This is a genomic window from Nocardia sp. 149-1B, assembly GCF_057747975.1.
Genome location: NZ_CM173233.1, coordinates 791,368 through 814,909, shown reverse-complemented (window position 1 = coordinate 814,909; position 23,542 = coordinate 791,368). Strand labels below are relative to the sequence as shown.

General features: G+C 72.1%; 24 protein-coding genes and 1 pseudogene. 5 read left to right on the top strand and 20 right to left on the bottom strand.

Going from position 1 to position 23,542, the window contains the following annotated elements; translation table 11 throughout:
• Positions 1–219: 219 nt before the first annotated feature.
• The 3 genes from AC3ANS_RS03940 to AC3ANS_RS03930 are packed head-to-tail and all read right to left on the bottom strand — an operon-like array spanning position 220 to position 2,331.
• On the bottom strand, positions 220–1,644 hold the full coding sequence (locus AC3ANS_RS03940) for an amino acid permease (RefSeq protein ID WP_488294860.1): 1,425 nt from the start codon (positions 1,642–1,644) through the stop codon (positions 220–222).
• A gap of 31 nt (positions 1,645–1,675) precedes the next feature.
• Positions 1,676–2,074: a PIN domain-containing protein gene (locus tag AC3ANS_RS03935; protein WP_488294859.1), complete on the bottom strand. Its 399-nt coding sequence runs from the start codon at positions 2,072–2,074 to the stop codon at positions 1,676–1,678.
• Positions 2,071–2,331 carry a type II toxin-antitoxin system Phd/YefM family antitoxin gene (locus tag AC3ANS_RS03930; RefSeq protein ID WP_488294858.1) on the bottom strand — a complete coding sequence of 87 codons (261 nt, stop codon included), beginning with the start codon at positions 2,329–2,331 and terminating at the stop codon, positions 2,071–2,073. Before AC3ANS_RS03930 ends, AC3ANS_RS03935 begins: the two co-directional genes overlap by 4 nt.
• A gap of 162 nt (positions 2,332–2,493) precedes the next feature.
• Between AC3ANS_RS03930 and AC3ANS_RS03925 the strand changes: the two genes are divergently transcribed.
• Positions 2,494–2,931 (top strand): hypothetical protein, encoded by a 438-nt coding sequence (locus AC3ANS_RS03925; protein ID WP_488294857.1) that lies wholly within the window; start codon positions 2,494–2,496, stop codon positions 2,929–2,931.
• A 6-nt stretch (positions 2,932–2,937) separates the two neighbouring features.
• On the opposite strand, the gene AC3ANS_RS03920 is transcribed toward AC3ANS_RS03925, so the two are convergent.
• Together AC3ANS_RS03920 and AC3ANS_RS03915 are read right to left on the bottom strand one after the other, a co-directional pair.
• Positions 2,938–4,137, bottom strand: coding sequence for a cysteine desulfurase-like protein (locus tag AC3ANS_RS03920; protein WP_488294856.1), 1,200 nt, complete (start codon positions 4,135–4,137; stop codon positions 2,938–2,940).
• 21 nt (positions 4,138–4,158) lie between these two features.
• A complete protein-coding gene (locus AC3ANS_RS03915) occupies positions 4,159–5,142 on the bottom strand; it encodes an LLM class flavin-dependent oxidoreductase (RefSeq protein WP_488294855.1) in 984 nt (327 codons plus the stop codon).
• A gap of 159 nt (positions 5,143–5,301) precedes the next feature.
• On the opposite strand from AC3ANS_RS03915, the gene AC3ANS_RS03910 reads away from it, so the two are divergent.
• Both AC3ANS_RS03910 and AC3ANS_RS03905 read left to right on the top strand, forming a co-directional pair.
• Positions 5,302–6,333 carry an SLAC1 family transporter gene (locus AC3ANS_RS03910; protein ID WP_488294854.1) on the top strand — a complete coding sequence of 344 codons (1,032 nt, stop codon included), beginning with the start codon at positions 5,302–5,304 and terminating at the stop codon, positions 6,331–6,333.
• A gap of 151 nt (positions 6,334–6,484) precedes the next feature.
• Complete coding sequence (locus AC3ANS_RS03905; protein ID WP_488294853.1) at positions 6,485–7,924, top strand: MFS transporter; 1,440 nt, start codon at positions 6,485–6,487, stop codon at positions 7,922–7,924.
• Positions 7,925–7,957: 33 nt separating this feature from the next.
• On the opposite strand, the gene AC3ANS_RS03900 is transcribed toward AC3ANS_RS03905, so the two are convergent.
• The 4 genes from AC3ANS_RS03900 to AC3ANS_RS03885 all read right to left on the bottom strand — a co-directional run bounded on the left by AC3ANS_RS03900 (position 7,958) and on the right by AC3ANS_RS03885 (position 10,668).
• Positions 7,958–8,650, bottom strand: a complete 693-nt coding sequence (locus tag AC3ANS_RS03900) for a SprT-like domain-containing protein (protein ID WP_488294852.1) — start codon at positions 8,648–8,650, stop codon at positions 7,958–7,960.
• 119 nt (positions 8,651–8,769) lie between these two features.
• Positions 8,770–9,000 (bottom strand): tautomerase family protein, encoded by a 231-nt coding sequence (locus tag AC3ANS_RS03895; protein WP_488294851.1) that lies wholly within the window; start codon positions 8,998–9,000, stop codon positions 8,770–8,772.
• A gap of 40 nt (positions 9,001–9,040) precedes the next feature.
• The gene (locus AC3ANS_RS03890; RefSeq protein WP_488294850.1) at positions 9,041–9,916 is read right to left on the bottom strand and encodes an SDR family oxidoreductase; all 876 of its coding nucleotides are present in this window, start codon (positions 9,914–9,916) and stop codon (positions 9,041–9,043) included.
• Positions 9,916–10,668 carry an SDR family oxidoreductase gene (locus AC3ANS_RS03885; protein WP_488294849.1) on the bottom strand — a complete coding sequence of 251 codons (753 nt, stop codon included), beginning with the start codon at positions 10,666–10,668 and terminating at the stop codon, positions 9,916–9,918. Before AC3ANS_RS03885 ends, AC3ANS_RS03890 begins: the two co-directional genes overlap by 1 nt.
• A 101-nt stretch (positions 10,669–10,769) precedes the next feature.
• On the opposite strand from AC3ANS_RS03885, the gene AC3ANS_RS03880 reads away from it, so the two are divergent.
• Together AC3ANS_RS03880 and AC3ANS_RS03875 are read left to right on the top strand one after the other, a co-directional pair.
• Positions 10,770–11,621 carry a helix-turn-helix transcriptional regulator gene (locus tag AC3ANS_RS03880; protein ID WP_488294848.1) on the top strand — a complete coding sequence of 284 codons (852 nt, stop codon included), beginning with the start codon at positions 10,770–10,772 and terminating at the stop codon, positions 11,619–11,621.
• 178 nt (positions 11,622–11,799) lie between these two features.
• Entirely contained in the window at positions 11,800–12,447 is a 648-nt protein-coding gene (locus AC3ANS_RS03875; protein WP_488294847.1) for a hypothetical protein, read from the top strand.
• Positions 12,448–12,492: 45 nt separating this feature from the next.
• On the opposite strand, the gene AC3ANS_RS03870 is transcribed toward AC3ANS_RS03875, so the two are convergent.
• The 11 genes and pseudogenes from AC3ANS_RS03870 to AC3ANS_RS03820 form a co-directional block, all read right to left on the bottom strand.
• A complete protein-coding gene (locus AC3ANS_RS03870; RefSeq protein ID WP_488294846.1) occupies positions 12,493–13,377 on the bottom strand; it encodes a nuclease-related domain-containing protein in 885 nt (294 codons plus the stop codon).
• Positions 13,378–13,686: 309 nt separating this feature from the next.
• Positions 13,687–14,243: pseudogene (locus AC3ANS_RS03865) on the bottom strand (MsnO8 family LLM class oxidoreductase); the annotation flags it as partial.
• 76 nt (positions 14,244–14,319) lie between these two features.
• Positions 14,320–15,144 carry an SMP-30/gluconolactonase/LRE family protein gene (locus AC3ANS_RS03860; RefSeq protein ID WP_488296422.1) on the bottom strand — a complete coding sequence of 275 codons (825 nt, stop codon included), beginning with the start codon at positions 15,142–15,144 and terminating at the stop codon, positions 14,320–14,322.
• Between the two features lie 35 nt (positions 15,145–15,179).
• The gene (locus AC3ANS_RS03855; protein ID WP_488294845.1) at positions 15,180–16,112 is read right to left on the bottom strand and encodes a sugar kinase; all 933 of its coding nucleotides are present in this window, start codon (positions 16,110–16,112) and stop codon (positions 15,180–15,182) included.
• Positions 16,109–16,762 carry a bifunctional 4-hydroxy-2-oxoglutarate aldolase/2-dehydro-3-deoxy-phosphogluconate aldolase gene (locus AC3ANS_RS03850; protein ID WP_488294844.1) on the bottom strand — a complete coding sequence of 218 codons (654 nt, stop codon included), beginning with the start codon at positions 16,760–16,762 and terminating at the stop codon, positions 16,109–16,111. The genes AC3ANS_RS03855 and AC3ANS_RS03850 overlap by 4 nt, the downstream gene beginning before the upstream one ends.
• 40 nt (positions 16,763–16,802) lie before the next feature.
• Positions 16,803–17,951 carry a galactonate dehydratase gene (gene dgoD / locus AC3ANS_RS03845; RefSeq protein WP_488294843.1) on the bottom strand — a complete coding sequence of 383 codons (1,149 nt, stop codon included), beginning with the start codon at positions 17,949–17,951 and terminating at the stop codon, positions 16,803–16,805.
• A gap of 42 nt (positions 17,952–17,993) precedes the next feature.
• A complete protein-coding gene (locus AC3ANS_RS03840) occupies positions 17,994–18,719 on the bottom strand; it encodes an SDR family NAD(P)-dependent oxidoreductase (protein WP_488294842.1) in 726 nt (241 codons plus the stop codon).
• An 11-nt stretch (positions 18,720–18,730) separates the two neighbouring features.
• On the bottom strand, positions 18,731–19,780 hold the full coding sequence (locus tag AC3ANS_RS03835) for a DUF4380 domain-containing protein (protein WP_488294841.1): 1,050 nt from the start codon (positions 19,778–19,780) through the stop codon (positions 18,731–18,733).
• Between the two features lie 41 nt (positions 19,781–19,821).
• Complete coding sequence (locus AC3ANS_RS03830; protein ID WP_488294840.1) at positions 19,822–20,913, bottom strand: zinc-dependent alcohol dehydrogenase family protein; 1,092 nt, start codon at positions 20,911–20,913, stop codon at positions 19,822–19,824.
• Between the two features lie 42 nt (positions 20,914–20,955).
• Positions 20,956–21,963, bottom strand: a complete 1,008-nt coding sequence (locus AC3ANS_RS03825) for an ABC transporter permease (protein ID WP_488294839.1) — start codon at positions 21,961–21,963, stop codon at positions 20,956–20,958.
• Between the two features lie 19 nt (positions 21,964–21,982).
• Complete coding sequence (locus AC3ANS_RS03820; protein WP_488294838.1) at positions 21,983–23,470, bottom strand: sugar ABC transporter ATP-binding protein; 1,488 nt, start codon at positions 23,468–23,470, stop codon at positions 21,983–21,985.
• Positions 23,471–23,542 lie beyond the last annotated feature (72 nt).

Sequence of the window (23,542 nt, the reverse complement as noted above, 5' to 3'; positions counted from 1 at the left end):
CATCAGTTCTCTTCGCTAGATCTTCCGACTTCTTTCTGATCGGGACGGCGTCATCCACGCGCGAACGCGCCAATTCAGCGCCCTGTGACGCCGCTGTGAACGCTGTCAGACAAGCGCACACGACGGCATGACCACTGGCGCGAAGGTCACGCCCGCCAGGGCGCGGGCGCACCCCGCCGAGGCGACTCGCCTCCGGCGCCGACCTGCGGTGACCGGCGCTCAGGTGTCCTTGGTCTGGACGGCGACCCCGTGGCCGAGCCGGCTGTGGCGATAGCCGTAAGCCGCGTAGATCACCACGCCGATCAGGAACCACACCGCGAACCGCACCCAGGTCGCCGGCTGCAGCTTGGTGATCAGCCAGATGGAGAACGCGATCCCGAGCAGGGGGGTGAACGGCATCAACGGCGTGCGGAACGTCCGGGGCAGCTCGGGTGAGCGGTAGCGGAGCACGATCACCGCGGCCGAGACGACGATGAACGCGAGCAGGATCCCGATGTTCGTGAGCTCCGCAGCATCACCGATCGACACGAAACCCGCGATCGCGGCCGACACGACGCCGACGATCCACACCGGCCGGTGCGGCGAGTGGTGCTCGTTGGTCTGCGCGAACCACGCGGGCAGCAGGCCGTCGCGGCTGATCGCGTACCAGATGCGGGACGCGCCCAACGTGAACGAGAACAGCACGGTGATGATGCCGAGGATCGCGCCGATCGCGACCACCTTGGAGAACCCGGCCAGCCCCACGGACTCGAAGGCCGCGCTGAACGCCGCGGTGTCCGAGAGGTCGCGGTAGTCGACCATCCCGGTGAGCACGGTCGCGGCCAGCAGGTAGAGCACCATCGCGATCGCCAGCGAGAGGATGATCGCCTTGGGCAGGTTGCGCTCGGCTTCCTTGGACTCCTCGGCCGCGGTGCTCATCGCGTCGTACCCGAACACGGCGAAGAACACCGTCGCCGCACCGGTGGCCGCGCCGCCGACGCCGTGCGGGAAGTACGGCGTCAGATGGTCGGTGTCGACGTAGAACACCCCGACCACGATCACCGCGAGCACGATCGCGAGCTTCACGCCGACCAGCCAGGTCTCGATGCGCGCGCTCGTCTTGATGCCGCGGTTGAGCAGCCAGGCGACGGCGAGGCAGAGCAGCACGGCGAACAGGTCGACCCGGTGACCGTCACCGGTGCCCGGCGCGCCGAGCATCCAGTTCGGCAGGTCCAGCCCGATCGCGTCGGCGAGGAAGGTGATGTACTGCGAGACCCCGATCGCGACCACCGCCACGATCGCGGTGTACTCCAGCAGCAGGTCCCACCCGATGAACCAGCCGACCGACTCGCCGAGCACCGCATAGCCGTAGGTGTACGCCGACCCCGCGGCTGGGATCAGCCCGCCGAACTCGGCGTACGACAGCGCGGCGCAGGCACTCGCCACGCCGGCGACCAGGAACGAGACGGTGACCGCCGGCCCGGCGTCCGCCTTGGCCACCGGCCCGGCCAGCGCGAAGATGCCGGCGCCGATGATCGCCCCCAGGCCGATCGCGGTGAGCTGCCAGAGCCCGATGCTGCGCTCCAACCCGCTGTCGCTGTAGTCCGCCTGCACCGGCTTGCGCCGGAAGATCCCGCTCTGGGGCTCCACTCGTTGCTCGGCCATACCCGAATCTGTACCCGGAACCCATGGGCCGTCACACCCGCACGACCTCGAGCAGGCCCAGCTCCGCGAGCACGTCGAAGTCGTCGTCCTGGGTGACCACAGGCATGTCGCGCGAGACCGCGACACTCGCGATCCAGAGGTCGTTGACCCCGACGTTGCGGCCTGCCTCATGAAGGACGACGCGCAGTCGCGCCCACGCCGCCGCGGCAGGCGCATCGATCGGCAGCGGCGTGATCGACGCCGCACGCTGGGCGGTCCGCAGGCGCCTCGCCCGGATCTCGGTCGTCGTCGCCGCCAACACCCCGGCCTCGAGCTCCGCGAGCGTGACGACACAGACCAGGCTCTCGTCCGGCAGCCGGTCGAGCGCGAGCTCGCGGCCGCTCTCGGAGGCGATGAAGACGCTGGTGTCCAGGAGGCCGACGGCGGTCACGTCAACGGGCTGAGGTCGTTGGTCGACTCGCCGGCCAGGACCCGGAGGTCGGCCCGCAACTCGGCGTCCGCCTGCTCGGCCGCCAGCCACGCAGCCAGCTCCGTCCGCCGCCACGAACGCGGCCGGGCATCACGCGGCGGATGCAGCTCGGCCACGACCGCGCCTCGGACCGTCACGGCCACCACCCCGCCCGCGCCCACACGACGAAGCACATCAGCGGTGTGATTGCGCAGGTCGCGGCTGGCAACAGCATCCATGTGGCAGATCGTAGCACTTCACGCACACTCTCAGTCCGGCGCACGTGGACTCCGAAGCTCGACGACCCTCCTTCCTCGTCGAGCGGGAGCGGCCGGCGAATCCCCCGCCGTCGGCTTCGTGCCACCGCGACGGCCAACTCCGCAACGGAGCACAGTCGCGCCATGAACGTCGAACCTTTCGAGCTGCGCAGTCCGGCCGACCTGATCGTCGAGGTCGCCGAGCGCGTCCCCCTGACCCGCGGCGCGGCGTACGCCGTCCTCGTCCACGACCCTTCCCAGTCTCAGCAGCTGCGCGCGATCGAGGCGTTGCCGTGCGGCTCCGTCGTCGCCGACGAGCGACTGGTTCGCGACGCGATCTGGGCGGTCTGCGATCGCTGGGACGACCATCGCTGGCACTCGCCGTCCGACCTCAAGATGGTCACCGTGGTCGTCCGCGCCGGGCTCTGCGTGTGGACGCCCGTCGAGTGGACGTGGTCGACCGCCTGGCGCTACGCCAACACCGGCCTGTGTGGCGGCGACCTGATCACGGTGACCGAGCACGGGTGGTACGACTTCATGACCAAGCACGCCGACCACCTGCCGGCGATGCTCGAGGCGTAGTGACTCTCAGCGGGCGATCTCTGCGACGCCGGCGAGCAGCCGGTCGACGTCCTCGGCACTCGTGTACGGCGCCAGCCCGGCCCGCACCGCGCCCGCGTACCCGAGCCCGAGCAACCGGGACGCCTCGATCGCATAGAAGTGGCTGGCCGGGGCGTTGACGCCAACCGCCGCCAACTGCTCGTACACCTCACGGTTGCCGTGGCCGGCGACCGAGAAGAACGCGGTCGGCGTACGTCGGGCGGGGTCGCCGTGGAGGGTGACGCCAGGCGTCCGGCGCAGCCCCTCCAGCAGCCGCTCGAACAACCCCGCCTCGTGCTCCTCGACCGCCCGCATCGACTCCAGCACCCGCGCACGCCGGTCGGCCGCGTCCGAGGCGAGACCCGCGAGGTAGTCGACCGCCGCGGTCGAGCCTGCGAGCAGCTCGTAGGGCAGCGTCCCCAGCTCGAACCGCTCCGGCACCTGATCGCTCGACGGCAGCAGCTTGTCCGAATGGACCCGCTCCCACAGGTCCGGCGCGGCCACCACGACCCCGTGGTGGGGCCCGAGGAACTTGTACGGCGAGCACGCGAAGAAGTCCGCCCCCAGCGCCGCCACGTCCACCGGAGCATGCGGCGCCAGGTGCACCCCGTCGACGTACAGCAGCGCGCCCACCTCGTGCACCGCACCGGCGATCGCCGCCATGTCCGGTCGGGTGCCGAGGACGTTGGACGCCCCGGTCACCGCCACGAGTCTGGTGCGCGCGGACAGCTCGGCCCGCACGTCGTCGACACCCAGGTCGCCGGTGTCGCGGTCGAACCCGACCCACCGCACCGTCGCGCCCACAGACTCGGCGGCCTGCACCCAGGGCCGGATGTTCGCGTCATGGTCGAGGCGGGTCACCACGACCTCGTCTCCCGGACCCCAGGTCTTCGCGAGCGCCCGGGAGACGTCGTACGTCGCCTGGGTCATCGACCGCGCGAACACGACTCCGCTCGCGTCGCAGCCGACCAGGTCGGCCATCGCCGCTCGCGCCGCCGCGACGACCTCCTCGACCCGCAGCTCCGCCATCGTGACCGTGCCGCGGTTGCCGAGGCCGGCCGTCATGGTCGCGGTCACCGCCGCCGCGACCTGGCGCGGCACCTGGCTGCCGCCGGGCCCGTCGAAGAACGCCACCCCCTGCTCGAGGGACGGGAAGTCCGGGCGGATCGCATCGACGTCGAGGCTCATGCCGGCATCATTCCAAGCAGGTCACCCGCCGACGCGAACGCCCACGAGGTCGCGCACGGCGGCGTCGGAGGCGAACAACGCGTCGCGGTCGTACGTCGAGGTGCTGATCATCAGCTCGTCCGCACCGGTGCGCTCGGCCAGCCGCTCCAGCGCCTGTCGCACCGTGGCCGGGCTGCCGGCGACCGCTCGCCCGAGCGACGACTCGACCCGATCACGCAGCTGGGCGTTCCACGGCTGGGCCCGGATCGCCGCCACCGACTCCAACGGCGGGAACTCGCCGGTCTGCCGGGACCGGGCCATCGCCCACGCCTCGGGCAGCGCCAGCTCGCGGGCCTGGTCGTCGGTGTCGGCGACGGTGACGTCCAGCGAGACGGTCACCGACGGCGTACTGCCGCGGTGCGGGCGGAAGTCACGGCGATAGGCCCGGAGGAGATCGCCGACCTCGGCGCTGTCCAGCACCGGGCCGCCGACGACCACCGGGAGCCCCAGCCGGGCAGCCACCTCGAGACCCCGTCCGGTCGCCAGCAGGTACGTCGGGACCCGGCGCCCGGTGGCCGGTCGCGCGGTGATCGGCGCCGAGCCGTCGAGGTAGTCCCGCAGCTCGTCGAGGTCGGCCTCGAAGGTGTCGAGCGCCTCGGGTCCGCGGCGCAGCGCCTGGCGGACCGGCGGGGTGAACCCCAGCGACCGGCCCAGCCCGAGGTCGACGCGACCGGGGTAGAGGGCGTCGAGCATCCGGAACTGCTCGGCCACCACGAGGGGCTGGTGGTGCGGCAGCATCACGCCACCGGAACCGATCCGGATCGCTCCGGTCCGGGCGCCGATCGCCGCGAGCAGCACCGGCGGCGAACCAGAGGCGATGCCCGGCACCGCGTGGTGCTCCGCCACCCAGAACCGGTCGTAGCCGAGCCTCTCGGCATGTACGGCGCGCTCCACCGTCCCGGTCAGCGCCTCGGCCTCGGGCCGGCCGGCGCGGGTCCGCGAACGATCGAGCAGCGAGAGCCTCACAGGGTCACAACCACTGACGGTGGCTCTGCCTTCCCGTGCTTCCGCTGCCGTCCTCGCGGGTGGCCGTCCGCGAGGACGACGTCATCTGACTGATGTTGCGCGCGCCTCGCCCGCCCAGGGTGGGAGCCGTCCGCCACCACCGAGCTCCAGAGGACCACCATGAGGTCTCGTCACACGTTGCACCCCAACCTCCTCGCCGCCCCGTTCGGCCTGACCGGACTGGCCGAGTGCTGGTCGCTGGCCGCACGGGCGGACGCCGTACCGCCCCAGGTGGCGGATGCCCTCTGGCTGCTCTCCGCCACGACCTGGCTCGTGGTCGCCTCGGCGTACACCGGGAACGTCGCTCGCGCGGGGCGGGCTCGCGCCGAGCTGGCCGACCCGGTCTTCGGCCCGTTCACCGTCTTGCTGTTCGTGCCCCTCCTGCTCCTCGCGGTCAGGCTCGCCGCCGATGCCCCCGCCGCGGGGCGCGCCCTGTTCGTGGTCGCCCTGGGCGCCACCCTGGCTGCGGGCGGGTTGCTGACCGCTCGGTGGATCTCGACAGGGACGTCGGCAGCGCACCCGGGGTACCTGCTCCCGACCGTCGCGGGCGGGCTCGTGGCCTCCACTGCGAGCGCCGCGCTCGGCTATCGCGGGCTCTCCGTGGTGATGCTGGGCTACGGCGCACTGTCCTGCGCGATGATCGCGCCGGTGGTGCTCGCCAGGCTGCTCACCGGCCCGCCGCTCGCCGTGGCCCTGAGGCCCACGTTGGCGATCCTGGTCGCCCCGCCGGTCGTGGCAGGCAACGCGGTGCTCGAGGCCAACGGCGACCGCATCGACGTGACGATCCAGCTCCTGGCGGGCTTCGCGCTGGCGATGGTGCTCGTCCAGGCAGACCTGCTCAGGTTCATGCTGAGCGGGCCGTTCGGGCCGGGGTGGTGGTCGCTGGCGTTCTCCTACGCAGCGGCAGGTGCCTTCGCCATCCGCATGCTCGACGACACCACCGGGCGCGCCCATGTCGCGGTCGCCATCGACCTGGTGCTGGCCGCGGTCACCTGCGGGATCGGCTGGCTCGCCGTTCGCACGGTGACTGCTCTCGCACACGGGCGGTACCTGCCGGCCCCGGCCGACGCGGCCGACGTCCCGGGTCCTGCGACGCCCGTCCCGCCGCGCGGGGTTGCGGTCGCCAACTCCGAGATGCGGTCGATCGACTGATGTTGCACGCCTGAGCCCGGCGAAGACTGGCAGCCACACCCCACCAGCCCGCGCGCAACCCACCGGTGGCCCGCGGCCTCGCGGCTGGTCACCCGGACGAACGGCGGCGCGGGGCGCCGCCGCCTCCCGGGCCTCCTCGAACGGAACCCTCATGTCCTCCATCTCCCCCGCCCGGATCATCGCGCCGACCCCCGCACGCCACCGGACCGTCGTCCTCGCGGTCATCCTGGGCTGCCAGCTGATGATGACCCTCGACGCCTCGATCGTGACCACGGCGCTCCCGCACATCAGGGACCAGCTCGGCTTCACCGAGTCGGCGCTCTCCTGGATCCAGAACGCCTACGTCCTGGTGTTCGGCGGCCTCGTCCTGCTCGGCGCGCGTGCCGGAGACCTGTTCGGTCGCCGTCGGGTGTTCATGGCCGGCACAGCCGTCTTCACCCTCGCCTCCCTGCTGGCCGGTCTGGCCCAGTCTGCGGAGGTCCTCGTCGGTGCCCGCGCCCTGCAGGGCCTCGCCTCGGCGTTCGCGATCCCGTCCACCCTGGCGCTGCTGATCACGAGCTTTCCCAGCCCCAGTGAGCGCACCCGCGCGATCGCGGTCTACAGCGCGGTGATCGGCGCCGGTGCGAGCGTCGGCATCATCGTCGGCGGCCTGTTCACCGAGTACCTCTCTTGGCGCTGGGGACTCCTGGTCAACGTCCCGATCGGCGCCGTGATCGTCGCGCTCTCACCGCGCTGTCTTCCCGAGACCGAGCGGCATCCCGGCCGCGTCGACGTCGTCGGAGCCGTGACGATCACGCTCGGCATGTCCGCTCTCGTCTACGGTCTGGTCGAAGCGGCCGAGGTCGGCTGGCTCAGCTCGCGCACGATCGCCGCGCTCGCGGCAGCCGTCGTCCTCATCACCGTCTTCGTGCTCGTCGAGCGCCGGCAGCCGCAGCCGATCGTGCCGCTCGGTCTCCTCGCGAGCATCCCGCGCACCAGCGCCTACCTCGGGCGCGTCCTCGCTGTCGGTGCGATGTACTCGACGTTCTTCTTCCTCAGCCAGTACCTGCAGAACGTCCGCGGCTTCAGCCCGCTGGACACCGGCCTGGCCTACATCCCGTTGACGGCGATGCTCTTCGTGATGGTCTACGTCGTGAGGTACGCCGGGCCGCGGGTGAGCAAGCCGGCCCTGCTCGTCACGGCGTTGGGGCTGGCGATGCTCGGCATGGGCTGGCTGAGCCGGATCGACGCGACGACGGCGTACCTGCCCTGGATCGTGCTGCCGTTGCTCCTGCTCGGTGTCGGCCAGGGCATCGCGATCATCCTGCTCACCGACCTGGGCATGGCCGACGTCGAGCCCGGCCTCGCCGGCGCTGCCTCGGGGTTGGTGAACACCGCGCACCAGCTCGGCGGCTCGATCGGCCTCGCGCTGCTCACCGTCGTCTACGGCGCGGCCACCGGTCACGGTGCGCGGGTCGCCTCGGGCACCGCGGCCCACGGCTACGCGACGGTCTTCGAGGTGGCCACCGGGTTCTACGCGTTGGCCGTCATCGTCGCCCTGGTGATCGTGGCCGACGGGCGCCGCGCGAGGGCTTCCGTCGAGATCACCTGACGGGCTTCTCGCGCGGCCGCCGAGACGGGCCGGTCAGGCCGGGCCGACCAGCGCGAACGGCACGGTGAGCACCGAGCGCCCGACGCGGAGGTGGTAGCGGGTGCGCCCCTGCTTGACCAGCGTGCCGGTCATGCCGTCGTACTTGCTGCCCGGCGCGGCGATCCGCACCCGGTCCCCGACCCGGGCGCTCGCGCCCGCGGAGACCGCCGAAGCGGGCTCGCTCTCCCGCGCCAGCGCCCGGGCGAGCTGGGCGCGGTAGGACGCCGTCATCACGGCGGGTTCACCTCGGTGGGTCCAGGTGATCAGGTGCTCGGCGGAGAACGTCGGCGAGCACTCCGCGCACGACCCGGGCCGCGAGGGACGGCGGTGGCGGGTGATCCGGTGTCCGGCGGCACAGGTGCCGACCCAGTCGCCCTCGACGCGTGGCGTCTCGGGGTCGGTGCAGCGCCGGCCGCTGCAGCCGATGCGTTGAGCGGTGGCCCGCCACACCGCGTCGTGCCCGTGGCGCGGGCCGACCAGCGCGTGGGCGATCTCGTGGAGGATCGTGTCGCGGACGTCGGACTCGTCGTGCAGCGCGGTCAGCGGGGCGCTCAGCCCGATCTGCCGCGGCCCGAACCGGCAGACGCCGGCCCGGGTCTTGGCGCGGTCGAGCACCAGCGTCCAGCCGCTCAGCCCGTGCTCGTCGAGCAGCTCGCGCCCGAGTCGGCGCGCCGCCTGCAGGTCCATCCCGGTCTCCTCACCGCGTCGACGACCCCGTCGTCGCAGACCCTAGGACGGCGCGCCGACAGTCCGGCGACAGCGGTCGGGGAGGTTGCCCTGGCTTCCTCCCCGAGACCTCCGTCGCGCTACCGGGACGCCGTGTCGGCGGACGCGCCTCCGGTGAGCTGGGCGAGGGTCAGCACGTGGTCCCCGATCCCCCAGCCGCCGTCGGGCACCTCGTCGACGAGGACCATCGTGGTGGCGCGGGCGCCCTCGCCGAAGGCTTCGACGTACATATCGGTGATGGTGTGGATGAAGGCTTCCTTCTGCTCGGCGTCGACGAGACCGGCAGGGACCTTGAGGTTGGCGAACGGCATGTCATCTCTCCTGGGTGTGATGGGTGTGGTGGTGGGTCGCTCAGTAGCCGGCGTCGGCCGGCAGGAGCTGGGGCAGCCGGACGCGGTGGAAGAACTCGACGTGGACGCGGTCGGCGACCGCGTTGACCACCTCGGCTCCGTCATGGCTGGGGTCGACGTGCACCCGGAAGGGCGGCACGGCGGCGTCGATGGCGTCGGCGGTCGCGACCGCGACGTCGTAGGGGTCGCTGCCCTCGGGGAACAGCGCGTCGAGCCGGCCGGTGACGTCGGCGAGGACCGGACCATAGGTGTCGTCGTACGCCGCGGCGCGCTCGGCGTCGTCGGGTCCGGCTGCGTGGGCGAAGTGGTTGGTGCCGACCGGGTAGGCGCCGGGCACCACGATCGTGGTCTCGATCCCGTAGAGCTTCAGCTCGGCGGCGTAGGTCACCGCGAGGGAGTCCATCGCGGCCTTGGCCGCGAAGTAGGGGCCGAGGAACGGCGGCCGACCGCCCCGGGTGCTGGTCGACCCGACCCAGACCAGGTGGCCGCGACCGGCGGCCCGCAGTGCGGGCAGGAGGGCGCGGTTGAGCCGGTGGGCGCCGACGACGTTGACGTCGTACTGCGCGACCAGCTGCTCGGGGGTGAAGGACTCCAGCGGGCCGTAGGACATGTGCCCGGCGTTGTGCACGACCACGTCCAGCGCGCCGACCTCGTCGGCCAGCCGCTTCGCCACGGCGTCGATCGATGCCTGGTCGGTGATGTCGAGCTCGAGCGCCACCGCTCCGGTCGGCACGCCGGCCGCGGCGGCGGCGTTGCGGCCGGTGGTGTCGCGGATGCCGGCGTACACGCGGTGGCCGCGCCCGGCGAGCTCGGCGACCAGGTTGGCGCCGAACCCGCTCGAGGCGCCGGTGACCAGGACGGTCTTGGCGGCCGGCATCAGATGATCCCGCCGTTGGCGCGCAGCACCTGGCCGTTGACCCAGTGGCCACCCGCGCCGACCAGGAACGCGACCGCGGCCGCAATGTCCTCGGCCGTGCCGAGCCGCTCGAGCGGCGGCAGCTTGGCGAGGCCGGCCACCTGCTCCTCGGACTTGCCATCGAGGAACATGTCGGTCGCGGTCGGGCCGGGGGCGACGGCGTTGACGGTGACGTCGCGGCCGCGCAGCTCCTTGGCGAGGATCGGGGTGAGTGCCTCGACGGCGCCCTTGCTGGCGGAGTAGGCGCCGTACGTCGGGAAGGCCAGCGGCACGACCGTGGTCGAGAACAGCACCAGCGCGCCGGGGCCGCGCAGGCGGCGTACGGCCTGCTGGGCGACGGCGAAGGTGCCGCGGACGTTGACGCGCAGGGTGCGGTCGAGGTCGTCGAGGTCGAGCTCGGCGACCGGAGCCAGGCGCATCTGGCCGGCGGCGTGGACGACGGCGTCGACGCCGCCGAACTCCTGCTCGGCGCGGTCGAACATCGCCTGGGCGACGCTCGCGTCGGAGACGTCCCCACCGGCGGTGACCGCGCGGCCGCCGCGCTCCTCGATCTGGGCGACGACCTTGTCGGCCTCGGCCTCGTTGGTGCTGTAGCCGACCACGACCGCGTACCCGTCCGCGGCCAGCCGCAGGGCGGTCGCGCGGCCGATGCCGCGGGAGCCGCCGGTGACGATCGCTACTCGATTGCTGTGGGTGTTGGTGTTCGTGTCCATGGCCTCGACGTTGCCGGGTCTGCGGGGGCTGAGGAAGCGGACGTTCTCCCTGGGGATCGCGCCCCCAGGATCCGCCGTCCCGTCCCGGGCACACTGGTGGTGTGGACCTCACCGAGCTCGGAGCCTTCCTGAAGTCGCGCCGCGACCGGATCCGCCCGCAGGACGTCGGCCTCCCCGCCGGGCCGCGCCGCCGGGTCGCGGGGCTGCGGCGTGACGAGGTGGCGGTGCTGGCCGGAGCGTCGGTCGACTACTACGTCGAGCTCGAGCAGGGCCGCGGCTCCCAGCCCAGCGACCAGATGGTCGCCGCGCTGGCCCGGGCACTGCGCCTGGACCGCGACGAGCGCGACCACCTCTACCACCTCGCCGGCCGGCCCCTCCCGACCGTGCACGGCGCCAGTGCCCACGTGCACCCAGCGATGCTGGATCTGCTCGACCGCCTCGGCGACACCCCGGCCCGGGTGATCACCGACCTGCACATCACGCTCGTGCAGAACCGGATGGCCCGCGCCCTCCTCGGCGAACCCTCACCCGCGAAGGGCGTCGAGGCGAGCTTCGTCCACGAGTGGTTCGCCTCCCCCACCACCCGCAGCCGCTACCGCCACGACGAGCACGAGCGCACCGGCGCCTCGTTCGTCGCCGACCTCCGCGCCGTCCTCGGCCGCCGCGGCGACGACGCCACCGCCCGCGCCCTGGTCGACGACCTGCTCTCACGCTCGAAGGAGTTCCGCGAGCTGTGGGAGCGCCAGGACGTCGCCGTACGCCGCAACGACCGCAAGACCCTCATCCACCCCACCCTCGGCGAGCTCCCCGTCAACTGCCTCACCCTCGAGAGCGAGGACGCCACCCAGCGCCTGCTCTGGTTCACCCCCGTCCCCGGCACCCGCTCCGTCGAACAGTTCGAGCTGCTCAGCACCATCGGCGACCAAGACCTCGAGCCCTCCCTCGGCGGTTGAGGAACGACGGTGGTTGAGGAGGTTGCGCCAGCAACAGTCTCGAAACCACGGCGCCTACGGTGGTTGAGGTGCGAGCGAAGCGAGCCTCGAAACCACCCTGCCGCCGACGATCAAAGGACTGCCCGGAGAACACTCAGAATCGCCTGCGCCCCAAGCCCCGATGCGCTGGGATCTCCTCGTGAGGATCGGCACCTGGAATCTCGCCGGACGGTGGACGACCGAACACGAGCGCTTCGTTCATGACTTGGACTGCGATGTCCTGCTCCTCACCGAGGTCAGTGAGCGCGTGGTTATCCCGGGCTACGGCCTCCATCTCGGCGCGGCTCTCATGGCGCAGCGTCGTCGGTGGGCGGGGGTCGCGGGCCGGCGAGAGATCTCCCCATTGCCGGATCCACACGCAGCGAGCGCGATGGCGGTGGTGGACGGCTGGACATTCTGTAGCTCGATCCTCCCGTGGAGGAGTGCGGGCGAGCGAGAGTCCTGGCGGGGCTCACGCCATGTCGACTGGACGGAGTCCTGCCTCGCCACGCTCCTCCCATCCCTTCCGACGGATCGGCTGATTTGGGGCGGCGACTGGAACCATGCCCTCAGCGGACGGGAGTGGGCGGGCAGCATCGGTGGTCGTGCGGCTCTCCTCGCCGTCCTCGACAAGCTGAACCTCCGCGTCCCGACGGCCGACCTCGCACACCGCATCGACGGGCTCCTCTCCATCGACCACATCGCGATCCCGAGAGCGATGACCGTGGTCTCTGCGTCCAGGATCGAGGCGTCCGCAGGCGGGGACCGACTCTCCGACCATGACGCATACCTCGTCAAGATCGGGTGACGCTGTCTCCAAGAGCTCGCCCACGCCGGGGCAACTTGCTCTCGGCTAACGCCAGGTGGTTGATCGGCGGGCGGCCTCAAAGACCTCAGCCTGGCGCCCCGCGTCCAAGACCTCGCCGTGACGCAGGAGCCACCGCGCGATCTGCCGCCGCGGCACGACGTGCACGTCCTTCGGTGGCGACTTGACCGTCCACTCGACCGCGTTCACCAAAACGATCACGCCTTCGACGGGCACCGACCATCCGCACACCTGAGAGAGCAGGTTGGCGGCCCGGGCTGCCTCGTGCCGGGCATTGCGAACGTAGGGCTGGCGTTGGCCATTGATCATCACCGTGTCTCCGCCGACCCAGACCTTGCCATTCGGATGGTTCTTGGCGTTGACCGTGAACACTCCGCCTGGCCCGATGACGAGGTGGTCGATGTCGGAGCCACGAGTTCCGACGGGTATCGCATGGATGAACTGCCACCGCGGATCCTTCTTGAGGATCTTGCCGAACTGGGAGGCGACCTTCTCCTCGCCGTCCGCGCCCAGACGCCAGGCCCGCTCGTCAGTGTGAACGCCGAGGGCTCGCGCCAACAGTGTCTTCACCGGCGCAGCGTCCTTCGCCGCCACTGCCTGCGCTCGGGCTTCCGCGCCCGCCGCGTTGTGTGCAAGATCGAGCCACGCTCGTTCGGCAGGTGGTGGTTCGTTCGGAACGGGCTCCGCCCCGAGGACGCTGATCGTGCTGACCTCTGACGCTTCGACTCCGGCGGCGCTCATCCACTCATGTGCAGCGCTCGTCAACACGGCGAGGTGGCCTTCTCCTTCGGGATGAGCCTCGCCGGTCTGAAGGTCCCACCAACCGACCTTGCTGCCGTCGGGAAGCTCAACGTACAGGCGATCCTTCCCGTACCGCCTCCACCGATTGATCTGAAGCTGTTCTTCCGACATGCGGCCCCCTGCATTCCGAGATACGTGAACTCATCGGATATCCGTACGCCGATCTTGAGGGCAGATCGCGACCTCGCCATGCGAATGCCGCAGATCTGTCGTGGCCGCCTGTCAAGCTGCCGGAGTGCAGGACGGTCTTTACGAATCGCTCATCACCACGGAGCTCGCCGCCGCGCTCAGAGACATGGGGGAGCGCGACATCGCGCGCGGAGACATCGATGACGCCGACCTTCCTCACGTGCTCGCCAACGGCGTACCGGCCTCGTGCGGCCGGAAGTCACGGCGATAGACCACGAGGAGGTCGCCGATGCCCGCGCTGTCGAGGATGGGCCCGCCCCCGACGACGGGCGGCCCCAGCCGACCAGCGACCTCGAGCCCGCGTCCCGTCGCCAGGAGACGGATCGGGATGCGGCGCCGGTGGCGGTCGCGCGGTGATCTCGGCGGCATCCTCGAGGTACGCGTAAAGCTCGGCCAGACCCGCTTCGAAGGTGTCGAGCGCGCCGGCATCGCTGCGCAGTGCTCGGCGCACCGGCGCCGTGAAACCGAGGGATCGCCCGACGTCGAGGTCGACCCGTCCGGGATAGAGCGCGCAGAGCATCCGGAACTGCTCGGCCACAACCAGCGGTTGGTGGTCCGGCAGCATCACGCCACCGCAACCGATCTGTATCGAGCTGGAGCGAGCCCCGGTCGCCGCCAGGACGACCGGCGGGGAGCCCGAGGCGGCGCCGGGCACGTCGTGGTGCTCGGCCACCCAGATCCGGTCGTAGTCGAGGTCTTCGGCGTTGACTGCCCGTTCGATGGCCCCGGGTCAGCGCCTCGCCCTCGGGCCGGCCTGCACGGGTGCGCGAACGATCAAGCAGGGACAGCCCTCACGACATGACAACCATCGGCGTCGGCGCGCGCCTTCCCGGGTCCTTGCGTCGCCGCGAGGTCTGGGATCGCTCAGCCTCCGAAGGGGTGCACCTCGACCCCCGACGCCCCCAAATCGACCCAGAGCGAGCATCCGTCGACGGCGTGCGGGTCGAGGAGTCCATGGCGAGCGGTCGTGACGAGCGCGGGACCGCCGCTCGGGTCCAGGGCCAGGCTGGTGGGCTGGCTCGCTGGGAGGGGAACGACGTCGCTCAACGTACCGTCCGGGTGGTATCGGTGCAGCCGCGAGCCTCCCCACAGCGCGCTCCACAGACCGCCGTCCTGATCCAGCGCCATCCCGTCAGGGCTCCCGTCGGTCACGGTGGCGAAGACCTCGGCTGGGCCGAGGCGCCCGCTGTCCACGTCTAGGCCGTGTCGGTAGATGACACTCCGCGGGCTGTCGGCCAGATAGAGGACGCCGCGCACGTCGTCGATGACCGGGCCGTTCGGGACCGTGATCCCGGCGAGGACCATCCTGAGCTGGTGATCGGGATCGACGCACCACAGGGACCCGGCCCCCGCGGCAGCCTCGTACGCCATCAACCCGAACCAGAGGCGCCCGCGCGCATCGGTGGTCGCGTCGTTGACGCGGACGAGACCGGGGTCGGCGCCCGTGTCGAGGAGGATCGGCGCAGGATCGGCCGCAGCGTCGGCCGAGAGCAGCCGTACGCCGGTGCCCGCGACGACCGCCACGCCGCCGTCACGGCGAGGAGCGACCGCCCCCATCGGCACGCCCAAGTCGAGAACGACCTCGACCCGCCCCGCCCGGTGGGCGAGCAGTCGACCTGCGAGGAGGTCGACTTGCACGGGCCCGCCGGGGAGCCACCGTGCGCCTTCACCGAGGTCGAGCGGAGACATGGACACCGGGCGTACCTGCGGCCCGCGCCCGCCGCTCACCTGACGACCGAGCCGTCGGCGAGGGTCAGGAGTCCGAGCTCGTCTCGGCTCGGCAGACCCTCCCAGTCGCCGTGCGTGCTCACGCAGAAGGCTCCGAGCAGCAGCGCCCGGTCCAGGCACTCGGCAGGCTCCAGCCCGTCCAGCAGGCCGGACAGCAGGCCTGCACAGAAGGCGTCGCCGGCACCCACGGCGTCGACGGCGTCGACCGGCACGGCAGGGCGCTCCAGCCGCAGTCCGTCCCGGGCGTGCAGGGTCGCGCCTGCCGCCCCCCGCTTGACCGCGACGATCCGGGCGCCCGCGTCCAGCAGCTCCTCCAGGCTGGCGGCGACCAGCGGGAGCTCGTCCTCGGAGGCGATGACGACGTCCGCCTGCCGCGCCAGGGGCGCGAGGACGTCGCGGGCCGCCTCGACCGGCCACAACCGGGCGCGATAGTTGACGTCTAGGCTCACCCCGATCCCTCGGGTCCGGGCGGTCGCGACCGCCCGGGTGACGGCGTCGCGCGCGGTATCGGACAGCGCGGTAGTCACCCCGGTGACATGTAGCCATCGCGGCGACGGCGGCTCGAGATGGGGGAGGATGTCCTGCTCCTCCAGGCTGGAGCCGGCCGAGTGCCGCCGGTGATAGTCGACGCTCACCAGGCCGGAGACGCGTTCGCGGCGGAGCAGGATGCCGGTCGGTCCGGAGACCACGGCACCGTGCGCGTCGACCCCTTCGCCACGCAGGGTTCGGACGACCAGCCGGCCGGACTCGTCGTCCCCGACGCGGCCGACCCACCTGGCGGCGTGACCGAGACGTGCCAGGCCGATGGCGACGTTCGCCTCGGCACCCGCGACGGAGGTGGTGAGGCCGGCGCCGGCCGACAGCGGCCCGGAGGCTCGCAGGGACAGCAGCGTCTCGCCCAGCGTCAGCACGTCGATCGCCGGGTTCACGACGCGGGCTCCGGCTCCGCGAAGGCCAGGAACCGCTGGGCGCGGACGCGCAGGGCGCCGAGGTCACCGCCGTGGGGCGCGTCGCCGCACAGCGGGCTCCCCACGCCGACCCCGATGACTCCGGCCGAGAGGTAGGCGCCCACGGAGTCCGCGTCGACTCCGCCGACGGCCAGGAGAGGTACGTCGGGCAGGGGGTCCCTGAGCGCCTGGACGTAGGCCGGGCCGAGGACGGACGCCGGGAAGATCTTGACGGCTGCGGCGCCCCGACGCCGGGCCTCGACGACCTCGGTCGGGGTCAGCGCGCCGGCGAGCACGGGCAGTCCGGCGTCGGCCGCGGCTTCGAGGGAGGGCGCCAGCGCCGGGGTGACCAGGAAGCGAGCACCCACGTCCGCGGCCCGTCGTACGTCGTGAGGCTCCAGGACCGTCCCGGCACCGAGGACGGCGCCGGAGGGCAGCCGGTCCGCGACCTGCTCCAGAACCCAGAGGGCCCGGTCGGTCGTGAGGCTGACCTCGAGCAGGTCGATGCCTGCGTCGGCGAGCGCCAGGCACGTGGCGACGCTGGCGGCGGCGTCACGGCCACGGATGATCGCCAGGACACGGCGACGGGTGACCTGGGCGACCAGGTCGTGAGCGTCGATCGGGTGGGTCATGATGCCTCCGACGTAGTGGTGGGGATGGGGTGGTGGGCGCTCACCACTCGGCGAACGAGCCGTCGTCATGACTCCAGACCGGCGAGTGCCAGTCGTGGCCGCGGGCGCCCAGCCGGCGGACCGCCTGCTCGTCGATCTCGACCCCGAGTCCCGGCGCGTCCCACCGCTCGATGTGGCCGTCGACGAAGGCGAACGGTGATCGATCGAGCACGTAGTCGAGGAGCTCGACGCCGTCGTCGTGGTAATGGATGCCGAGGGACTGCTCCTGGATGAGGAAGTTTGGTGTCGCGAGCGCGACCTGGAGGCTCGCGGCGAGCGCCAGGGGGCCGAGCGGACAGTGCGGCGCCAGGGGCACGCCCCAGGTCTCGGCGAGGGCGCCGATGCGGCGTACCTCGCTGATGCCTCCGGCGTGCGAGAGGTCCGGTTGGAGCACGGCTACCCCGGCCTGCAGCAGGGGCAGTACGTCGGTCCGCGAGTAGGTTCGCTCCCCCGCGGCGACCGGCACCGTCGAGGCGCCCACCACCTCGGCCAGGCGATGGGTCAGCTCCGGCAGCAGCGGCTCCTCCACGAACAGCGGGCGCAGCGGCTCGAGCTCGTGGAGCAACCGCCGAGCGTCCGCGACGCCGACGCGGCCATGCAGGTCGACCGCGACATCGCGATCGTCACCCAGCACCTCCCGGACGCGAGCGACCCGCGCCAGGACGCCGTCCAGGTCGCGGGGGGTGGCCAGCCGCGGGAAACGCCCCGACCCGTTCATCTTCACCGCGGTGAGGCCAGCCTCGACCTGAGCGGCGGCGGCCTCGGCGACCTCGTTCGGCTCGTCACCGCCGATCCAGCCGTAGACCCGGACCCGATCGCGGACCGGGCCGCCGAGCAGCTGGTGCACCGGGGCACCGAGCGACTTGCCGAGGAGGTCCCAGAGCGCCTGGTCGAGGCCCGCGACCGCGCTGGAGAGGACCGGACCGCCGCGGTAGAAGCCGCCCTTGGTCATCCGCTGCCAGTGCGCCTCCACCGGCCGCGGGTCGCGGCCGAGCAGCAGCGGAGCGAGCTCGTCGACGGCCGCCCGCACGGTGGCGGCACGGCCCTCGACGACCGGCTCTCCCCAGCCGACCAGCCCCTCGTCGGTCTCGACCCGGACGAAGACCCAGCGCGGGGGGACGGCGAAGGTCTCGATCGAGACCACCTTCATCGTGCTGCTCCTAGCGTGACGTCGGCCGCGGGCGATCCGGGCTCAGGACGAGTTCTTCGTGACGCTCCAGCCGCCGTCGACCGCGAGACTGGCCCCGGTGACGAACGACGCGTCCTCGCTGAGGAGGAACGCCACCGCCGCGGCGACCTCCTCCGGTCGGCCCAACCGGCCGATCACGGTCTCCGCCGCGCTCTGCACGCGGTCGTCCTCGGAGATGCGGTCCCACTGGGCGGTCAGGACGGGACCCGGGACGACGCAGTTGACCCGCACCTCGCCGCCGTACTCCACGGCGAGCTGCCGCGCCAGTCCGGTCAGGCCGGCCTTCGCCGTGGCATAGCCGGGGACGCCCGGGAGCCCGAACCAGGCGTGCACTGAGGAGACGAGCACGACGGCACCGGCGTCGTCGCGACGCAGATCCGGCAGGCAGGTCCGCACTCCGTGGAAGGCACCGGTGAGGTTGACGCCGAGCTGCCGGTTCCACGAGTCCAGGGTCAGCTCGTGCAGCGGGCGAGGGTCGGTGGTGACCGCGTTGGAGACGAGCGCATCGACCGGCCCGAGCGCTGCGTGGACCTGTTCGAGCAGGAGCATCCAGTCCTTGGCCTCGGACACGTCGCCCGCGACGAACACCGCCGCGTGGCCCGCGGCCACCAGCTCGGCGGCGACCTCCTCGCCGGCCGGGTCGAGGTCGAGCAGGCCCACGCCGTACCCGTCCTGAGCGAGGCGCCGCGCGGTGGCCGCGCCGATGCCTCGAGCCGCTCCCGTTACCACCGCAGTGCGCGTCACGACGGCTCCTGATCGGCGCTGTGGGGTGCGGCGTAGGAGCTCCACCCGGCGAGTGTGCGGTGGCCCTCCGCGGTCACCTCGAGCACCCCGGTGGTCTCCTCGACCACGGCAGCGCAGGAGATCCTCAGCTCGGTCCGCTCGCCCGGAGCCAGCTCGACCAGCGGGCCGAGCACCTCGACCTCGACGATCCGGTCCGGTGGGTCGAGGTCGCCGAACTCGGCCAACGGCCGGTCGAGCGGGTGCTCCAGCCACACCTCGACCCGGGATCCGCCGTCGGGGTACTCGGCATCGGGGTCGACTACGAAGCGTTGGGTGCAGGTCGTGCCGTTGGCGACGTGGGCGAGCCACCCGGTCGCGGTCGGGAAGCCGACCTTGCCGACCACCTCCTGGTGGGGGACGCGCACGACGCCGTGTCCACCCGGCACGGTGCGCGGCAGCCCGGTCCCGGCCAGGACCGGCTCCACGACCGTCCCGAGGTCAGCTGCCGGTCCCACGCCGATGTCGACGCCGCCGTCGCCCGGCGCGCCCGACCGGCGCTGGGTCACGTTCCACAGGGCCCAGCGCACCGGGCGGTCCGCAACGTTGATCGCGTGGAGCAGGAGGTCGTACGTCGCGACGCCCGGTCGGAGCACCAGCTGCCGGACCAGCCGCAGGCCGGTGCGCGGATCGTCGCCGCTCGTCATCGTCAGCGTGAGGGCCGCCCCCTCGTGGAGCTCCCACTCGTAGGCCCCGGAGTCGAGCACCGGGTCCGGCGGGCCGGCCCACTGGTCGGGTGCGGACCAGCCCTGCGGCGCCGGCCAGGTCTTGTCGCCTCCGTAGTTGATCCAGTCCCCGAGGTCGCCCGCCACCGGGGCGCGGACGTGTCCACCGACGGGGTGCAGCTCATCGTCGAGATAGGCAGGGTTGCGCCACAGCGTCTCGACACCGTGCACCTGGACCGAGAGCAGCCGTCCGCCGAGGTCGGGCACGGCTCCGAGCCGGAGCACGCCGTTGTCGAGCCAGACCACGTCGGGCCGCCCCGGCGACCGATCGATGTGCGTGCGCATCCCGGCCACCGGGCCCGCTCGGCCGGGAGCGGCGTCGGCGGTCACAGCTCGGCGCCCAGGTCGAAGACGACCTTGCCGCGGCTCGCGCCAGCCGCCAGGCGGAAGGCCTCGTCGGCGTCCTCCAGCGCGAAGCGGTCGCTCACCACGACCTCCGGACGCAGACCCCAAGCCACCAGGTTCGTCGCGAGCTCGGACATGGCCGGCAAGGAGGTCACCCACGAGGCGTGCAGGGTGAGCTGCTTGTGCAGCAGGGTGTCGGAGACCTCGGTGTCGAGGCGGCCACCCTCGCCCACGAGGGACACGTGGGCCCACTCGGCTGCGGCCTCGATCGCGGTCGACCGACCCGGCGCGGAGCCGGACGCATCGATCGTGTAGGCGAACCCGGCCCCGCCGGTGAGGTCCGCGAGGGTCCCGAGCGTCTCGGGCCCGGCGGCCACCGTGGCATCGACGACCCCGGTCTCCTCGGCCCATCCGCGGCGTGCCTCGCTCGGCTCGACCCCGATGACGCGGCGCGCGCCCATGCCCCGGCCGATCATCGCGGCCGCGAGCCCGACCGGGCCGAGACCCACGACGAGCAGGTCACCCTCGCCGTCGACGCCGATCCGGCGCAGCCCCTCGTAGGCGGTGCCGAAGCCGCAGGCGATCAAGGCTCCGTCGACGTACGAGAGGCCGTCGGGCAGCGGTACGAGGGTGCGCTCCTCCGCGAGCAGGTAGGCGGCGTTGCCTCCGTCGCGCTGCCAGCCGTACGCCGCACGCGAGGCGTCCGAGCAGCTGATGTAGAACCCGCGGCGGCAGTTGTCGCAGAGCCCGCATCCCGCGATGTGATAGACGATGACGCGGTCGCCCTCGACGAACCGACGGCAGTCCGGTCCCACGGCGACCACTCGGCCCGACGGCTCGTGCCCCGACACCACGCCCTGGTAGGCGGGCCCCTCGAGGCCCTTGTGGGTCTTGTAGCCGCGGTAGATGTAGCCGATGTCGCTGCCGCAGATGCCGGACGCTCCGACACGGAGCAGCACCTGACCCGGGCCCGGTCGGGGCACGTCCACCGAGCGCAGCTCGGTGGAGGAGTCACCGGGGAGGAAGACGCCGGGCATGGTGGCCGGCACCGCGGCTGAGGCTGAGGTGGTCACGAGATCTCCTAGGAGGACGGTCGGGCTGACGGCGGGGCGCGGCTAGTCGACGCCGGCGCCGGACCGGCGGCCCAGGAGGGTGTTCACGAGGACGGCGGCGACGATCAGCGCGCCGCGCACGACGTCCTGGAAGAACGAGTTGACCCCCCAGATGATCAGGCCGTTGCCGATGACGGTGATGAAGAGGACGCCGAGGAGCGTGCCGAGCATCGAGCCCCGGCCGCCCTGGAGAGCGGTGCCGCCCACGACGACCGCGGCGATCACGGAGAACTCCAGTCCCTGGGCCGCGCCCGCGTTGCCGGAGGCCAGCCGCCCGGCGATCACGATGCCGAGCAGGGCGGCCATCAGGCCGCTGGTCGCGAAGAGCAGGACCCGGACCCGGAGCACGCGAATGCCGCTCAGCGCGGCCGCCCGGGCGTTGCCGCCGACGGCGTACACCGAGCGCCCGTAGGAGGTCGACCGGGCGACGAAGGCGAAGATCGCGAAGAGCACGAACATCACGATCGCCGCGGTCGGCACCGGCCCCACCTTGCCGCCGAGCCGGTCGAGGAAGGCGCTGTCCTGGATCGGGACAGGGAGCGCGTCCGTCATGAACTGCGCGAGGCCGCGCAACGCGCTCCACAGACCGAGGGTGACGATGAAGGACGGGACTCCGAACTGCCCGCGCAGCCATCCGGCGAAGGCACCGACGAGGGCACCGCCGAGGAGGGTGACGACGATCGCCGCGGACATCGACAGGCCCCACTCGCCGTCGAGCTTGGCGAGGATGACGCCCCAGAACGCCACCGCGGGGCCGAGGGAGATGTCGATCTCGCCCGCCACGATGATCAGGGTGCTCGCCCAGGCGACGATCCCGACGAGGGCGGCGTCGCCGAGGATGTTCCACATGTTGGGGACGGTGAAGAAGCTGTCCGTCGTCGTGGCGAGGACCGCCACCAGCACGAGCAGGGCGACCGCGAGTCCTCCTTCGTTGAGCTGCTGCACCGACAGGGTGCGGCGGGGGCGGCTCGCTGCCGATCCGGTCGCGGTTTCTGCCTTCAGCGTGGTCACGGTGACTCCTCGTTCCTGATCAGTTCTCGGCGATCGCGGCAAGCAACAGCCGGTCGGTCTCGATGTGGGGGGCGCGATGCTCCGACACGATGCGCCCGCCGTTCAGCACGACCACGCGGTCGCACACCAGGTTGAGCTCCTCCATCTCGCTGGAGACGAACACCACGGCCTTGCCCTCGGCCGCCAGTCGGCGGACGAGCTCGTAGATCTGGGCCTTGGCGCGTACGTCGACCCCGCGCGTGGGCTCGTCGAGCAGGAGCAGCCGGCTGCCGGCGTGGACCCATCGACCGATGACGACCTTCTGCTGGTTCCCGCCGCTGAGCGCCCCGACCGGAAGCCGCGGGCCGGCGCTCTTGATCGACATGGTCGCCATCGCCTCCCGCGCCGCCGCGGCCACCTTGCTCCGCGAGATGACGCCGGCGGTCGAGACGGAGCCGAGGTCGGAGAGCACGAGGTTCTCGTCGAGCCCCAGCTCGGGCACGATGCCGTCCACCTTGCGGTCCTCGGGCGTCAGCCCGACTCCGAGTGCGAGCGCCCGGCGCAGGCCGCGGCCGTCCACGCGGGTCCCCTGCACGTGGACGGTGCCGGCCTCGGTCGGCCGGATGCCGGCCATGACCTGGAGCAGCTCGGTGCGCCCCGAGCCGAGGACGCCGGCGATGCCGAGCACCTCGCCGACGTGGACGTCGAGGTCGATGTCGATCAGCTTGGGGTCGACCCGTACACCGCGCACCTGCGCCAGCACGGGACCCGCGACCAGCGGCTCGGTCACCCGCGCCGTCTCGTGGCTCGCCTCGCCGAGCATCAGGTCGACCATCTCGGCGGTGGTCGTCGTGGCGAGGTCCAGGTCGGCGACCTTGCGGCCGTCGCGCATGACGGTCGCGGTGCTCGCCACGCGGCGGATCTCGGAGACCCGGTGACTGACGAAGATGACGGCGACGCCGGATCGCTGGATCGTGCGCACGACGTCGACGACCCGGTCGACCTCGGCAGCGGCGAGCGAGCTGGTCGGCTCGTCCAGGATCAGCAGCCGCGGCTCGTCGCGCACGGCCCGGGCGATTTCGACCAGCTGTCGGTCGGCGATGGAGAGCTGGCCGACCAGGCTCCGGGGATCGATGCGCAGCCCGATGCGCTCCAGCGCGACGGCGGCCTCGCGCTCCATCCTGCGATGGTCGATGCGTCCGCGGCCCGGCCACTGGCCCATGAACAGGTTCTCGGCCACGGTCATGCCGGGGATCAGGGTGAGCTCCTGGTAGACGGTGCTGACCCCGAGCCGCTGCGCCTCCTGGACCGATGCTCGGTCCAGGGCCGTCCCGGCGATGGTCACCTTCCCGCTGTCCGGTGACTCCGCGCCCGCCAGGAGCCGGATGAGGGTCGACTTGCCGGCACCGTTCTTGCCCAGGAGGGCACGGACCTCACCAGGCTCGATGACGAAATCGACGTCCGTGAGCGCTTGCACGCCGCCGTACGACTTGGTCGCGCCTCGCACCTCGGCCGCTGGCGTGGTCATGGTTCCTCCCGGTCTCGTGGGTCCTTCTGGTGAGTCGCGTGCCGCCCCGGGACGCGAGGCGGCACGCGACCG